The sequence below is a fragment of the Vagococcus sp. CY53-2 genome, assembly GCF_022604695.1.
Taxonomy (GTDB): domain Bacteria; phylum Bacillota; class Bacilli; order Lactobacillales; family Vagococcaceae; genus Vagococcus.
Genome location: NZ_JALAHP010000001.1, coordinates 172,911 through 188,856, shown reverse-complemented (window position 1 = coordinate 188,856; position 15,946 = coordinate 172,911). Strand labels below are relative to the sequence as shown.

The following is a 15,946-nucleotide window of genomic DNA, read 5'->3' as shown; positions in this document are numbered from 1 at the left end:
GGTATTCGCCCTATTCACGGCAACATCATTTATTCTATAATAAAATAATGTATCTTGCAAAGTTAGTTTTTTTCGAAAAAATAATGAAGCTTTTGATTTTTCAATTTACAACGTTTTTAAAAAACTGTATATTTATTAAATGATGATATTTTTTTAGAAAGGACACGTCTATGAACAATACAAAAAAACAAGTTAATTTATCTTTACTATTATCCACATTATTTCTAGGTTATGTGATTGTTTATATTGATAAATTATCTGTTGGGATTTCCATCATTTCCATTAGCAAGGATATTCCTATGACTGAAAGTCAAAAAGGACTCATTTTAAGTGCGTTCTTTATTGGTTACGCTATTATGCAGGTTCCTATGAGTTTTGCGATTAATCAATTTGGGGCAAAGAAAGTCCTTATTTGGTCTGTCTTTATGATTGGGGTGTTTGATTTTATCTTCAGTTTTGGAGAAACCGTGACAATGCTCTTAGCCATTAGATTATTAACAGGTATGCTGGCTCATTCTGGTTACCCTTCTGCTTCTAGTAAGGAAATCATTGATCATTTCCCTTTAGAACGCAGGACATTTGCTAAAGGGATTCTCATTTCTTCCTCAGGTATTGCTGGCATTGTGGGACCTATTCTATTATCACCAATTATCGAGCAATACAATTGGAAATTTGCTTACATGTTACTGACTATTCTGGCTATTTTAGCTTCTTTTATTATAGTAAGAATTATTCCTACACCGAATAAACAATCAAAAGAAGTCATTGAAGAAGCGTCTGAAAAAGTATCCTTACTGAATATTTGGAAAAACCGAAATATTTGGACACTATTTGCTGCCGCATTTTTTATCAATAGTTTACTTTACGGTATTAACAACTGGTTACCAAGCTTTTTAACAAGTCAACGTGGTATTACACTGACTCAATCTGGTATGGTCAGTTCATGCGTTGGGGTCTTTTCTCTCATTGGAGCCATTGGTGGAAGTTATGTTGTAAGCAAGTTTTTTTCTGAGAAGGATACACTGGTGATTATGATGATGGCAACGATCGGTTCATCATTAGTCTTTTTATCTTATTATCTCCATTCTCTTGTCCCATTTATCCTCGTTTTAGGATTAGCAACATTGTCTATGACAGTTGCCTTTGTGACCCTTATGACCATCCCACTGAAAGTATTTACTGGTAAACACTTTGCACCAAGTTACTCTACTATTTCAACTGGTGGTATCCTAGGAGGCGCAACAGCACAAATCATTATTGGTTCATTAGTCGATGGTTCTGAATCCTATTTCTCTGCTTTTATTTATTTCTTTGCTTTAGGTATTTTAGCCACACTTTCTTTAGCCTTCCTTAAAAAAGGCGCTGAAAACTATTAAAAAAAAAGCACGTCACCTTCATTAAAGGCGATGTGCTTTTTAATTTAATGTTGATAATTGTTTATTCATTGTCATCACACCAACAATCGCTAAGTGAAGAATTAAAAAAAGGACGACTATTTCTAATTTGACGAGTGACCAGTTAAGAAAAATGGTTTTAAACACATACCAAGGCCTAACAAAAATATCAATAGAATGAAACCTTGGTGGAAATCTACCAGCATAAATGCCTAGTGAAGATAACAAACACACAACAATTAATATCAAACTGACTTGAGTCATGTTTAGGGTATAACGATTTTTAATATAATTTAATAGTTTTAACAATTGACCAAACCCAATTAAAACAAAACTAAAAACCGCTAAAAACAATACCACAGTCAATGTCCAATCACCTAAATTTTTAATGCTATCTCCTGTAAAATAGTTATAAATATCTAAAATATCCATGTGAATCATATCTGTCACCAAATAAGGAATATTAGGAAAATATAACATAAACAAAGCTGCTAACCCTATTTTTAAACTATTTTTCTTGACACGAAAAAATTGAAATGACAGCTCTAAAGGGATGTAAGCTAATAAAATATTCAATGATAAAAACGAAAAACGTGTATTATACGTTCCAATGATAAATAATAGACTCATTAATCTAACCATATTTTTCATTTTTTCACCCCTTTTCTATCTTGATCATTAGCGTTCTATTAGATTCCTAAAATAAAGAAATTCTTCCATCAACTCTTTATTGATTCTTTCTCCCTTAAACATCGCGTTTTGTGCAGCTTGATATAATACATTAAATCGATTCATATCACCCTTTTTATCTAATATAAGGACCGCTTTTAAATGAGATAATTCTGTTATAAAATCTTCTGGATTCATTCTTTCTACCCCTTCATCTAATTTTTATCTATCGACATATTATAACATCTTTTTACCCATTTTTTGAAAAATTCATTAAATATTCAATTCTTTAAAACTCTTTTTTTCTTGAAATTTGTTATAATGAAAGAAATAAATAACAAAGAGGGGTTGGAATAAATGATTTATATTGACAAAGAAAAATTTGCTCAAGCTGTCTTGATGTCTGAAAAAAAAGAATTAACACTCGAACAAAAACTTGATTTGTATGTTAAAGCCATGGATTTAGCAGCTCAACATAACAAAGAAATTCCCAAACCAAAAATGAATATGTTTGGAACTAAAGCACCTTAAAAAGCTTTCCATTAATTGGAAGGCTTTTTAAGTGTCTTTAGATAGTCTTTTGTTTCTGGTGAGATTCTTAAACTCTCACGCGCCTTTTGAATCGTTTTTTGATGTGTCCAGTCATCTAATCTTCTCTCATTAATATAGGGAATCGTTACATCATACTGCTTAGCCAAACTGGTCGCAAAAAACCATGCTCGCATCATATTGACATAATAGGCCTCATTTTTCACCTCACACACACGCTCTAATATCGATTCATTGAAGTTGTCTTCTGTTAGATAAATATTCATCAGCTGCAATATAGCAAAACGGATGGTGTATTCCTCACTTGAAACCAGCCATTCGTCTATATATGGTAGTAATTTGTCTGGATTCTTTTTAAATACAGCAGGTGTTTGGCAATCTGTCACGGCCCAATTATCCACATAAGGCAAAAACGTTTGGTATGCTTTAATGGCTTCATCAAAGTCTTTTATACTTGAGATAATCAACATATGCAGGACATTTTCCTCGTGATAGGTATGAGGTAATTCTGATAAAAAATTGACTGTATCCTCATTTTTAATCATCTCTTTAGCTAGTTTTCTAAGTTGTGGCATCCTCACACCAATGACCTTATCAGGACTAATGGTCGGGATTAATCTCGCGTTAAAGGCTTTGTAAGTCGTATCTTGCATTGAAAAAAGGGTTGTTTGTGTTGGTGTCATACGTTTCCTCCATTAAAAAAGCACCCGACAAATGTGTCGAGCGCTCATCAATTGTCTTATTTAAGACGTTCGTTTAATTCTTTTGCTAACTCTTCAAAACCTGGTTTTCCAAGTAAAGCAAACATGTTTTTCTTATATGCTTCAACACCTGGTTGATCAAATGGGTTGACACCATTTAAGTAACCTGAAATACCAACTGCGATTTCAAAGAAGTACATTAAGTAACCTAATGTGTAAGCATCTGTTTCAGGAATATTTACCACAAAGTTTGGCACATCACCATCTGTATGCGCTAAAAGTGTTCCTTCAAAGGCTTTTGTATTAACAAAGTCAATTTCTTTTCCTTGAATGTAACCTAAACCATCTAAGTCTTGATCAAGTACTGGAATCTCCACGCTTTTACGAGGTTTTTCGACTTTAATGACTGTTTCAAAAATGTTACGGCGCCCTTCTTGAATGTATTGACCTAATGAATGTAAGTCAGTTGAGAAGTTCGCACTTGATGGGTAGATACCTTTTTGATCTTTCCCTTCAGACTCACCGAATAATTGTTTCCACCATTCAGAGAAATATTGTAAGTTTGGTTCGTAATTGATTAATAACTCTGTTACTTTTCCTTTACGGTATAAAATGTTACGTAATGCAGCATATTGATACGCTTCATTTTTTGTTAAATCATCAGAGCTGTATGCAACGCGTGCGTCAGCAGCACCTTTCATTAACTCATCAATGTTGGCACCTGTTACAGCGATTGGAAGTAATCCAACTGGCGTTAACACAGTGAAACGTCCCCCAACATCATCAGGAATAACAAATGTTTCCCAACCTTCAACGTCAGCTTCTGTTTTAACAGCGCCGCGTGCTTTATCAGTTGTTGCGTAGATACGTTTGTTTGCTTCTTCTTTACCGTATTTTTTCTCTAATAAATCTTTAAAGACTCTAAATGCAATTGCTGGTTCAGTTGTTGTACCAGATTTAGAAATAACATTCACTGAGAAATCTTTGTCCCCAATAATTTGGATTAAATCAGCTAAATAAGTTGAGCTAATAGAATTTCCAGCAAAGAATACTTGTGGTGTTTTTCTTTCTTCATTGTCTAAAAGGTTATAGAATGAGTGGTTTAAAAAGTCGATAGCAGCTTTAGCTCCTAAGTATGACCCACCAATTCCAATGACGATTAAAATATCTGAATCTGATTGAATTTTTTCTGCTGCTTTTTTAACGCGAGCAAATTCTTCTTTATCATAGTTTTCTGGTAAATCAATCCAACCACGGAAATCATTTCCTGGTCCAGTCCCTTCACGCAATGCATTGTGTGCTGCTGTTACTTCTGCTTGCATGTAACCTAATTCATGGTCACCGATAAATGTACCGACATTTGAATAATCAAAACGAATATGTGACATAATCATCCTCCTAGTAATATGTGATTCTTAGTACAAGAATACATCCCTATTCTACCACTTTTTTGAATGTTTCACATCTTTTTCAGATAGTTTATAACAAAACGTGGAAAATTTTTATTACACAAGTCCTTGAGCAAGCATTGCTTTAGCAACTCGTTCAAATCCAGCGATATTTGCACCAGTTAGTAAATCGTCTTCTTTCGCGTATTCTTTTGCTGTTGTCGCACATGTTTCATAGATATTTTTCATAATGCTATCAAGTTCTGAGTCGACTTGTTCAAAACTCCAAGGTAAACGTTGAGCATTTTGAGCCATTTCTAACGCTGATACAGCCACTCCACCAGCATTGGCTGCTTTACCTGGACAATAGATAACACCAGAATTCGTTAATTTGTGTAGAGCTTCAAGTTTAGTTGGCATGTTTGCCCCTTCAGCTAAGACTTTTATCCCGTTTTTGATTAGAATAGCTGCTTCATCTAATCCAATTTCATTTTGAGTGGCACATGGTAAAGCGACTTCATAGGCAATATTTTCTGTCCAAATTGACGCATTTTCAACGTACTTAGCATTTGGTTTTGCTGCAGCATAGTCACTTAAACGACCACGTTTCACTTCTTTGATTTCTTTAACTAACTCACAGTCTACACCATCTTCATCGATGATATAACCAGAAGAATCAGAACAGCCAAGAACTGTTGCGCCTAATTCTTGTGCTTTTTCAATCGCATAAATGGCCACGTTGCCACTACCTGAAACCATCACACGTTTGCCTTTTAGTGAGTCACCTTTGTCTTGTAACAAATACTTAACAAAATACACTAAACCATAACCTGTTGCTTCTGTACGAGCTAAACTTCCCCAGAAAGCTAATGGTTTACCAGTTAAAACACCTGCTTGATAACCATTTAGACGTTTGTATTCTCCGTATAAATACCCAATTTCACGGCCTCCAACACCCATATCACCAGCTGGCACATCCATACTTGGGCCAATATATTTTTGTAATTCTTGCATAAAACTTTGACAAAAACGCATGATTTCACCATCAGATTTACCTTTAGGATCAAAATCACTTCCCCCTTTACCTCCTCCAATAGGTAAAGAGGTTAAACTGTTTTTAAAAATTTGTTCAAACGCTAAGAATTTCATAATACTTTGATTCACTGACGGGTGGAAACGTAACCCACCTTTGTAAGGTCCTAACGCTGAGTTGTATTGAACACGGTAACCAGTATTCACCATCCACTCACCTGAATCTGACATCCAAGGAACGCGAAACTCAATTAAACGCTCAGGTATAATCAACTGACCTAAGATATTTTTCTCACAGTATACGGGATTTTTTTCTAAAAATGGTGTGACTGTGGTTAAAAATTCTTCCACTGCTTGAATATACTCTGATTGGTAACCATATTTTTCTTTCACTTCATCCAACATTTTTGTTACATAATCTTGTGGTGACATATTGTATCATTCCCTTCTTAAACTTAATTAGTATTATATAATATTTAAATAAATAAAAAAAATCTTTTCTCATCAAATTTTAAAAAAAGTATGCTAAACTATCATTTAATAATGAAAGGAGTGGCAATAGATGAATATAGATGTCATTGTCATTGGTGGGGGAACAAGCGGTATGATGGCTGCCGTTTCCGCGGCTGAAAAAGGCGCACGCGTCATGATTATTGATAAAAACAAAATGCTTGGAAAAAAATTACGTCTAACTGGTGGAGGTCGATGTAACGTCACCAATAATAGACCGTCAGAAGACATTATTTCTTTTATCCCAGGAAACGGGAAATTTTTGTATAGTACCTTCTCTCAATTTAATAACTATGACATTATGGAATTTTTTGAAAGCCATGGTGTGCATTTAAAAGAAGAAGACCATGGTAGAATGTTTCCTGTTGAAAACACCTCTAAAGCAATCGTTAACGGTTTATTTGATCGCTTAAATGCCTTAAACGTTGAATTAAAAATGAACACAACTGTTAAAAAATTATTAGTAACTGATGGTAATATCACTGGCGTAATGACTGATACAAAAGAAGAAATTCACGCTCCTTGTGTGGTTTTAGCCACTGGTGGGAAGACTTATCAATATACTGGGTCCACTGGAGATGGGTACACATTAGCAAAAAAAGTGGGGCACACCATTACCAAACTATTTCCAACCGAATCTCCCCTTTTATCTGAAGAGTCTTTTATTAAAAGTCGTGATCTTCAAGGGTTATCGTTACGAGATATTGGGTTATCCGTGATTGATGAAAAAGGGAAAGTGGTTGTCACTCATGAAATGGATGCGTTGTTCACTCATTCTGGCATCTCTGGTCCTGCAGCCCTTCGTTGTAGTATGTTTGTCAATCAACTCCTTGAAAAAGGACAAAAACATGTCACGATGTCTCTTGATTTGTTTCCATTAAAATCTGAACAAGATATCAAACAGCAAATGGTGTCTATCCAAAAAGAAGATGGCAATAAATCCATAAAAAATGCGTTAAAGCCATTGATGCAAGAACGTTATCTAGAGTTTTTACTTACTCGCAGCGGGATTGACACGCAGACACCTTTCAAACAGGTGACTGAAAAAGAAATTGATGTTCTCGTCGGTGAAATCAAACACCTTACGTTTACAGTTAATAAAACTTATCCACTTGATAAATCGTTTGTCACAGGTGGTGGGATTAGTCTAAAAGAAGTGAACCCAAAAACGATGGAAAGTAAATGTGTAAACGGGCTATTTTTCTGTGGTGAGTTACTGGATATCAATGGATATACTGGTGGTTTTAACATTACTGCAGCGTTTTGTACTGGTCATGTTGCCGGAGAACACGCGGCAGAAATTGCCAGCTATTTTAACTATTAGAAGAAGAAAACTGACCTTAACTTTTAGGGATAAGGCCAGTCTCTTTTTTTATTTTCATGACATAAACACCATAGAACAACGCCACTATACCTGAAAATACCGCACTATATTTTATCAAAAAAGGCGGATCATAATAAATAGATAGCTCGTGAACTCCCTTAGGCAATTGAAATGATAAGGTTCTCTCAGATGAGAGGGTGGTTTTGATGCGTTTTTCATCCTCCTCCACTACTAATCCACTATAGCCAATAATGGGTGTGTCAACAGTATTAGTCTGCTCATTCAGTGTCACCTTTATAATCGCTGCATTTTTTTCAAACTGGTAAGGCATTGGGACATCTTCTTGGTTCACTTGCCCAATCTTATCTTTAATGCGTTTAGTTTGTTCGTCAGTCAATCCCGCTGGAAAATAGTCTCTATTAACAGATTTAATATACCGTTTGGTCGCTACAATATCTTGTTTATCATACATTAATTTATTTAACGACCGACGAATCATTAAAGCATTAACACTAAGAGTGGAGATAATCACCATAGCAACACTTAACCAAATTGTGACTCGTTTTAATGAAACGGTAGCAAAACGGCTAAAATAATCAGCCAAAATCGCTGCTCCTAAAAAACTACCAAATACGGATAAAAAGGGCATTAAACGGAAAGGAAACTGGATAATCGCTAATGGTGTATGTTGCAATACACGCCACGGAAATACTGATGTCATCATGAAAGTTATGACTAATGATAACCACAAACATAGCCTTAATAATTTATCTTTACGGACAATCGATTCTTTTTTCCAAATAACGTGATATATCCCTAACATAAGTGAGCATAGCAAAATAATTCCGATACTTATATAACTTAAATAATTAATGCTAGATGACACGATCATCACACCAATATTGGTCGCTTCACTCGCCAAATCATGAACCCGTACAGAACGAATATGTAAAGTTAACATTTGATATAAAATAGGAACAAGAGCGCCAGCAGAAATAATCATCGTCATAATAGCACTAAATACTAATTGTTTGAATACTTTCATCGTAATCATCTTTTTAATAAAACCTACCACAAATAACCCAGTCAATACAACAACCACTAACATCAATGACAAAACATGTGAATACGCTGTAAGTGACAAACCAACAATCAGCCAATATTTTTTTGTTCCACCATCTTTTAAGATACTATAAAAGCCAGCAAATATTAGAGGGTACATCGTCAATACAAAAAATTCACCCAAATCAAATCGTTGATAAAAACAAATCAGTCGATAATGGGAAAAGACATAAAAAAATGAAAAAACAAACGGTAAAAACTGCTTAGCACGTATGTTTACTTCTGGTAGCGCAATGGAGCTAATATAGTTAGCACATTGGTAGGCAATATAAAACGTCAATAAATTCATCAAAAATAGATATCCATAGACACCAAAAATCACTGATTGAAAAATCAAAGATAATAACGCAATTGGTAAGACTGTCGTAAGCGTAGGGTAAAACATATTGACTCCATAAAAAATATCACGCTCACCAAATCTTGCGACTGATTGAATCTGCCCTGTGTCTTTTAATTGATCCATAACGCCAAAAATTCGCGCAAAATGAAAAGGATAGTCATCCCCACGAATAAGTGCCACATGCCAATTCGATAAATCCACTGCTGGCAACATATAAAATAATGATAATCCTATCCAAGAAAATAGAATAAAAAAATGATTTTTTTTCATTTGTCTTCCTTCTTTTAATTAATCTAATAATAAACAACACAATCATCTATAAATCAGCATATTTCGTGTATTAACCTGTTACAAACATGACTATTTTACCAAATAATCGTTCAATTTACTAATAAGAGTTAAACGTCATACTCTATCATCATTCTTAAAAAAAAACGATTCTAAGCCTAACCTAGAATCGTTTCATCTTCTGTTAAATCAGCATACTTTCCATGTGTCACATTTAATAAATCTTCAGGCGAGACACTCATTTGTAGTCCTCGACGACCTGCAGAAACGTGTATAGTATCAAAAATTTCAGCTTCTTTGGCATAATAAGTTGGAAATAATTTTTTCATTCCAACAGGAGAACAGCCTCCATGGATATAGCCTGTTAATCCTTCTAACTCTTTCATTGGTAGCATCTCTATTTTTTTATTACCACTAGCTTTAGCTAATTTTTTTAAATCTAACGTTTTATTTCCAGGTATAACTGCTACAACAGGTCCCGTCTTATTTCCCATAGTCACAAGCGTTTTAAAGACTTGATTTTCATCAATCCCTAACGCATTGGCGGTTTCAAGTGCCGCTGCGTGTTTATCGCTGTATTCATACTCTCTGGTATCAAATGTTATTTTCTTTTGTTCCAACAACCTAACAGCATTTGTTTTAGCCTTCTTTTTAGACATTTCTATCGACTCCCTCTTTTATACCCAATAAGATTCATTCCTTCTCTTAAGATTGGTATTGGAAGCTGACCTGGTGCTGAAAGATATTTTCCATTTGACGCATAAGTTAAACTAGACCCAAATAATTCACCTGTCATACGAGATAATTGGCCTAACTCACCCATACTAATCATAACAAAAGGAATCTCCGAATGTTCGGTTTGGATTTTATTTGATACTTCCAACACATTTAACATATCCTGTAAATCATTTGGCATAACAGCCAGCTTACAAATATCCCCACCTAATTGATACATGTCTTTAATTAACTCATACATATTATGCACGTCAGGTGTAAAATGATTATTATGTTTGGATAGTAATACTTTAACATTTTTTTCCTTAGCATGAACCATGATATCACTAGGTTTTTCTAACATCATTTCAAATTCTAAATCAACCATATCTATTAAACCAGTATCCATCATCATACGATTGAGTTCAACATATTCATCTAACTCAATATGTTGTCCACCACCTTCTTGCAATGTTCTGTAAGTAAAGATAAGTGGCTTATCATCAATGGCATAACGCACAAAGTAGGCCGCTTTTTTCATAAATCTTGCATCGTGAACATACATAAAATAATCTGCACGCCACTCGATGACGTCACAATCTAATTTACTTAATCGTATAGCTTCCGAAAACAGTTCTTCAAAATTTTTCGCTATAAGAGGCACACATATTTTTGGTTTTCCTTTTCCTAATTCAAGGTTACGTACTTTTAACTCTGACATCAAACCCCACCTATCATTTCATAATCACATTTATTTCACTCGGTAAAATAATACTTTCAAATAATTTCCTTCATTAAACTCTTTTGCTACTCGGAAATCTTCTGGTAATTGATATAATTCTAAAAACGTAAACGCACGACCAGTTTCTTTTATTCCTAGCTCGACCATTTTCCTAAACTTATCCAACGAGACATTTGCCGCATTTGTTGAAGCAACCAGTAACCCATCTTTATTTAATAATGCTACTGCTTCAGTCGTTAATTGCTGATAATCTTTGGCGACAGAAAAAACTTTCTTTTTATTTCTTGCAAAACTCGGTGGGTCCATTACCACAATATCACAAGTGACTTGTTTTTTAAAAGCATATTTAAAATAATCAAAAACGTCCATTACTATTATAGACTGATTATCGGTACTAAGCCCATTCACAGCAAACTGTTCTTGGGTTTTTTGTCGACTTCTTTTTGCTAAATCAACGCTTATTGTTGACACAGCACCTCCCATTGCACTTGCAATAGAAAAAGCTCCAGTGTAACTGAATGTATTTAATACTGTTTTTCCAATGGCATAACTATCTGTCAAACGACCTCTAACTTGACGTTGATCCAAAAAGATTCCCGTCATTAAACCTTCATTTAAATAAGTCGCATAAGTGATATTATTTTCTTTGATTAAAAGTGGCTCAGGTGCTTGTTTACCGCTTAAAAATGCTGACTCAGGTACTTCTTTTGTATTAAAGCGAATTTTTTCATATATACCTTGATACTTAATATTAGAAGACATTAAGGCTTCTAGTATCTCTTTTTTTAATTGGTAGATGGTGTCATTATACCAAGAAACAACTAAAAAACCAGCATACCAATCAATCGTTACACCACCTAATCCATCTCCTTCACCATTAAACAAACGAAATGCCGTCGTCGCCTCATCTGCAAAAAATGTTGAACGGTAGTCTTTTGCTTCGTTAAATAGATGGACTAAAAAAGATTTATTTATTGGTTGGTTTTCAGAAAAGCTAACTATCCAACCTGATCCTTTATGTTGTTTCCCTAAATAGCCATATCCTAAAAATTCATCTTTTTCAGAATAAAAACTAACCCATTTTTTACACTCGTCTTGAGCATTTACCATATCTTCAGCTTTAATTAATGGATAGTGGCCTTTATATTTTTGACTTTTCTTTTGTCTTATTTGTACTTTCTTCATGCAGTCAATCCCTTTAATTTCTATTCATTTATTGTATGATACTACTATATCAGTTTTTACGTCTTTTTTCTCCCTTTTTAAAGATGTTAGTTCTATATTTTTTTTTAAGAAACATGACCATAATTGACAGACATGTAAGGAATATGTAAAATGTAACATGGAATATTCAGCTTGGTAGTCTAGTGACACTAAGTTGTTAAGAAAGGATGTTTATTTTGAAACATAAATATAATAAAAACTGGCTCAACACCAGGATGGGGTTTTTCTCATTAATGGTTGTGTTATTCTGGTTAAAAAACCTACTAGCTTATACAGTTGACTTTAATTTAGGAATTGAAAGTTTTTTCCAATACGTTATCTTATTTATTAGTCCTGTGGCAACAACAGTCTTTTTATTCTCTGCTGCACTCTATATAAAAAGTCCGAAAAAAGCCTACATTACGTTACTGATTATCTCATCATTAACCACCTTGTTACTTTTTTCTAACGTCATTTATTACCGAGAATTTACAGATTTTATTACCGTTAACACCATGCTTGGTGCCGGTAAAGTAGCTTCTGGTCTTGGTGAAAGTGCTCTTCGTATGTTTAGACCATATGATTTATTGTATTGGATTGATATTATTGTTGTGATTGTCTTACTTGCAACAAAAAAAATCAAAATTGATGAAAGACCAATTGCTATTCGCTCAGCATTTGCTGTAACAAGTTTTTCTATCCTTCTATTTTCTGCTAACTTAACTTTAGCGGAAACAGATCGACCTGAATTATTAAAACGTACTTTCTCAAGAGATCATATCGTGAAATATTTAGGGATGAACGTCTTTACTGTTTATGATGGCGTACAGACGTATAACGCGACACAACGACGTGCTCAAGCGAGTCAAAATGATTTAGTTGATGTTCAAAAATATGTGAAAACACATTATGCTAAACCAAATGATGACATGTTTGGAATTGCCAAAGGGCGTAATGTCATTTATGTCCATTTAGAAAGTTTCCAACAATTTTTAATTGATTACAAATTAAAAGATGAAAATGGTGTTGAACACGAAGTTACCCCCTTCTTAAATAGTTTATTCCATTCAAATGAAACATTTAGTTTTGATAATGCCTTCCATCAAGTGGGATCAGGTAAAACAAGTGATGCTGAAACCTTGTTAGAAAATTCATTCTTTGGTTTAAGCCAAGGCCCTTTATTTACTCAATTGGGAGATAAAAACACATTCCAATCCGCACCTAACATTTTAGGTCAAACACAAGGTTATACAAGCGTAGCATTCCATGGTAATAGTGGCTCATTCTGGAATCGTAATGAAACATACAAACATTTAGGTTATAACTATTTCTTTGATGGTAGTTACTATGATGTGAATGAGAACAATTCATTCCAATATGGATTACATGATAAGCCATTCTTAGCACAATCTATTCAATACTTAGAGCATGTGCAACAGCCGTTTTATTCTAAATTTATTTTAGTATCAAACCATTATCCATATGCGAAATTTAAAGACGATAATGCTGGTTTCCCAATGGCTAATACATCAGATGCGACAATTAATGGATACTTTGCAACAGCAAACTACTTAGATACAGCGGTTAAAGAGTTCTTCGATTACTTAAAAGCATCTGGACTGTATGATAATTCAGTCATTGTGTTATATGGAGACCACTATGGTATTTCAAATTCTCGTAACAAATCTTTAGCTGAATTACTTGGTAAATCAAAAGAAGAATGGAACGACTTTGATGATACAGCCGTTCAACGTGTTCCCGTAATGTTCCATATTCCTGGTCAAACTAAAGGTGGGATTGATCATACATTTGGGGGACAAGTTGACATCTTACCTACACTGCTACATTTATTAGGTGTTGATACTCAACCATATATTCAATTAGGACAAGATTTCTTCTCTAAAGATAAAGACCAAATTGTCGCCTTTAGAAATGGAACCATCGTCACACCAAAATACACGATCTTAAGTGAAGCCACCTATGATACAAAAACGGGTGAATTAATTGATTCGCCAACAGAAGAACAACTGACTGAAATAGCGGATATTAAAGAAAAAGGAACCACACAACTTAATATGTCTGATGCTATTACAAACGGTGATTTATTACGATTTAACACAAACAGTGGATTAAAACCACTTGATCCGGCTAAGTTTGATTATAAAAATGGGTTAGATAAACTCCTTCAAGTTGAACAACAAAAAGGAGATAAATCAACCAGTGTTTACTCACTACACAATAACCAATCAACTGTTGGTTTATTTAAAACACAGACTTATAAAGAAATTCAAGAAGAAAAAGGGGGGACCACTCAAAGTAGTGGAACCACTGAAACTTCTTCTACAACCGCAAAATAAACGAAAAACACACAAGATATCAACTCTTGTGTGTTTTTTTGTATACTTGTTTTTGTTTTAATAATAACTGAAATTCTTGCTCTAATTCTTCACTTGGTTCAAGACTCAACTTACCTAATATTTCACTAATTTTTGTTTCAATCACTAATAAACTATCCTGCTGTTTTGAATTCTTTTTAATGATTGGGGTGATTTTATAATCTGACAAAGGTCCTTCAAATACGTTTATCTTTTTGTTTTCAATAATTAATAATTTTGTTGCCACTGAATTAATAAACTCTCTATCATGAGACACAAAAATAACTGTCCCTTCAAACGCTTGTAATAATGCTTCTAATGCTCGTATTGCTTCAATGTCTAAATAATTTGTCGGCTCATCTAGGACTAACGTGTTAATATCACTTAATAATAGTTTTGCTAAAGTCACTTTGACACGCTCTCCTCCACTTAATACACTGACGGTCTTTTCAATATCGCGGTCAAAAAAATGCATTCGTGCTAATACCGTTCTTGCTAATGTCTGATTATGATCACGCATACTTGATAAAACATTTTCTAGGACTGTTTCCTTATCGTCTAGTAAATCAACTTCTTGTGAGAAATAACCAAACTCAATTGATGGTGACACTTTAATAGAACTTTCTTTATCTAACATCATTTTTAGTAACGTCGTTTTGCCTACGCCATTGTCCCCAACTATTGCGACCTTTTCTCTATTTTTAATATAAAAATCGCTCTGAGAAAAAAGGACTTGATGATTTATTTCAGCTGATACATCCATCCCTCTTATCATAATATGCTCACCTGACATATGAGAAAGAGAAGTTTCCATAGTGAGTGATGTTTCTTTTTTCGGTGCTTCCACTCGTTCTAATTTTGATAATCTTGTTTCCAGGGCTTTGGCTGATTTATCTAGTTTTTTCTGTTTTTTTGCATAATATGGTTTGCTACTACCAACTTTTTCTCCAGCTTGCTTTTTATTTTTCGGCACAGCCATGGCCCCATTTGCTTGTTGCTTTTTTGCTCGAATCGCTTGTTCCAATCCTTTCTTTTCACGTTGATAAATGTCATAGTTTTCTTTGTATCGTTTTTCTTGTTCCTCATATTGGGTTAAAAATGATTGGTAGTTTCCTTTATAAACTGTTATTTTTCCATCTTTTAAAAGCCAAATTTTATTACACACTTGATTTAAAAAATGACGATCGTGTGATACAACCACTATACCTTCGTGATGATTCAATACTTGTTTTTCAACCCAATCAACATGACGATTGTCTAAATGGGTCGTTGGTTCATCAAGTAACCACACGCTATCTTGTTTAAATGCTTCTTGCAAATAGCGTTGCGTTTTTTCTCCTCCACTTTTATCATCAAATCCTTCTTTAAACTGTTTGACGAGTGTGACAGATAGATAATGCTGAACACTTGGTGTCTCTAACGAAATGTCTTGCGCTAAAAGGTGTAGTAACGTCGTTTTCCCGCTACCATTATTTCCAATTAGCCCAATTTTATCTCCCCTGTTCACACTTAGGTTGTCTATCGTTAATTCTAAATTTGGGTTTATTTGATAATTAAATGTTAGTATATCAATTTGTTTCATCTTACCATCTCCT

The 15,946-nt window shown here is 34.2% G+C and carries 14 protein-coding genes; 4 read left to right on the top strand and 10 right to left on the bottom strand.

All coding sequences use genetic code 11. The features are described from left to right. Positions 1–170 precede the first annotated feature (170 nt). The gene (locus MN581_RS00960; protein WP_117972266.1) at positions 171–1,376 is read left to right on the top strand and encodes an MFS transporter; all 1,206 of its coding nucleotides are present in this window, start codon (positions 171–173) and stop codon (positions 1,374–1,376) included. A gap of 39 nt (positions 1,377–1,415) precedes the next feature. Here MN581_RS00960 and MN581_RS00955 read toward each other — a convergent pair whose 3' ends face one another. Next, on the bottom strand, positions 1,416–2,045 hold the full coding sequence (locus MN581_RS00955) for a DUF1361 domain-containing protein (RefSeq protein ID WP_241698976.1): 630 nt from the start codon (positions 2,043–2,045) through the stop codon (positions 1,416–1,418). Positions 2,046–2,072: 27 nt separating this feature from the next. Next, positions 2,073–2,261, bottom strand: a complete 189-nt coding sequence (locus MN581_RS00950; RefSeq protein WP_117972265.1) for a hypothetical protein — start codon at positions 2,259–2,261, stop codon at positions 2,073–2,075. Positions 2,262–2,420: 159 nt separating this feature from the next. Between MN581_RS00950 and MN581_RS00945 the strand changes: the two genes are divergently transcribed. Then, positions 2,421–2,594 carry a hypothetical protein gene (locus MN581_RS00945; RefSeq protein ID WP_158559346.1) on the top strand — a complete coding sequence of 58 codons (174 nt, stop codon included), beginning with the start codon at positions 2,421–2,423 and terminating at the stop codon, positions 2,592–2,594. 11 nt (positions 2,595–2,605) lie between these two features. Here the strand turns inward: MN581_RS00945 and MN581_RS00940 are convergent, their stop codons facing one another. From MN581_RS00940 to gdhA, 3 genes are all read right to left on the bottom strand, one after another. Beyond that, complete coding sequence (locus MN581_RS00940; protein ID WP_241698975.1) at positions 2,606–3,295, bottom strand: DNA alkylation repair protein; 690 nt, start codon at positions 3,293–3,295, stop codon at positions 2,606–2,608. Positions 3,296–3,351: 56 nt separating this feature from the next. Then, positions 3,352–4,701, bottom strand: coding sequence for a glucose-6-phosphate isomerase (locus tag MN581_RS00935; protein ID WP_117972263.1), 1,350 nt, complete (start codon positions 4,699–4,701; stop codon positions 3,352–3,354). A 117-nt stretch (positions 4,702–4,818) separates the two neighbouring features. Beyond that, positions 4,819–6,165, bottom strand: coding sequence for an NADP-specific glutamate dehydrogenase (gene gdhA / locus MN581_RS00930; protein WP_241698974.1), 1,347 nt, complete (start codon positions 6,163–6,165; stop codon positions 4,819–4,821). A gap of 130 nt (positions 6,166–6,295) precedes the next feature. Here gdhA and MN581_RS00925 point away from each other — a divergent pair, with 130 nt between their 5' ends. Next, positions 6,296–7,567 (top strand): NAD(P)/FAD-dependent oxidoreductase, encoded by a 1,272-nt coding sequence (locus MN581_RS00925; RefSeq protein ID WP_241698973.1) that lies wholly within the window; start codon positions 6,296–6,298, stop codon positions 7,565–7,567. Positions 7,568–7,583: 16 nt separating this feature from the next. On the opposite strand, the gene MN581_RS00920 is transcribed toward MN581_RS00925, so the two are convergent. From MN581_RS00920 to MN581_RS00905, 4 genes are all read right to left on the bottom strand, one after another. Further along, positions 7,584–9,299 carry a hypothetical protein gene (locus tag MN581_RS00920; protein ID WP_241698972.1) on the bottom strand — a complete coding sequence of 572 codons (1,716 nt, stop codon included), beginning with the start codon at positions 9,297–9,299 and terminating at the stop codon, positions 7,584–7,586. A gap of 176 nt (positions 9,300–9,475) precedes the next feature. Continuing rightward, positions 9,476–9,976: a Cys-tRNA(Pro) deacylase gene (ybaK, locus tag MN581_RS00915; protein WP_241698971.1), complete on the bottom strand. Its 501-nt coding sequence runs from the start codon at positions 9,974–9,976 to the stop codon at positions 9,476–9,478. A gap of 2 nt (positions 9,977–9,978) precedes the next feature. Then, positions 9,979–10,752: a type I 3-dehydroquinate dehydratase gene (aroD, locus tag MN581_RS00910; RefSeq protein ID WP_117972258.1), complete on the bottom strand. Its 774-nt coding sequence runs from the start codon at positions 10,750–10,752 to the stop codon at positions 9,979–9,981. A gap of 30 nt (positions 10,753–10,782) precedes the next feature. Further along, a complete protein-coding gene (locus MN581_RS00905) occupies positions 10,783–11,958 on the bottom strand; it encodes a class I SAM-dependent rRNA methyltransferase (RefSeq protein ID WP_241698970.1) in 1,176 nt (391 codons plus the stop codon). Positions 11,959–12,164: 206 nt separating this feature from the next. On the opposite strand from MN581_RS00905, the gene MN581_RS00900 reads away from it, so the two are divergent. After that, complete coding sequence (locus MN581_RS00900) at positions 12,165–14,333, top strand: LTA synthase family protein (protein WP_305853361.1); 2,169 nt, start codon at positions 12,165–12,167, stop codon at positions 14,331–14,333. Between the two features lie 19 nt (positions 14,334–14,352). Here the strand turns inward: MN581_RS00900 and abc-f are convergent, their stop codons facing one another. Further along, a complete protein-coding gene (gene abc-f / locus MN581_RS00895) occupies positions 14,353–15,933 on the bottom strand; it encodes a ribosomal protection-like ABC-F family protein (protein ID WP_241698969.1) in 1,581 nt (526 codons plus the stop codon). Positions 15,934–15,946: the final 13 nt, after the last annotated feature.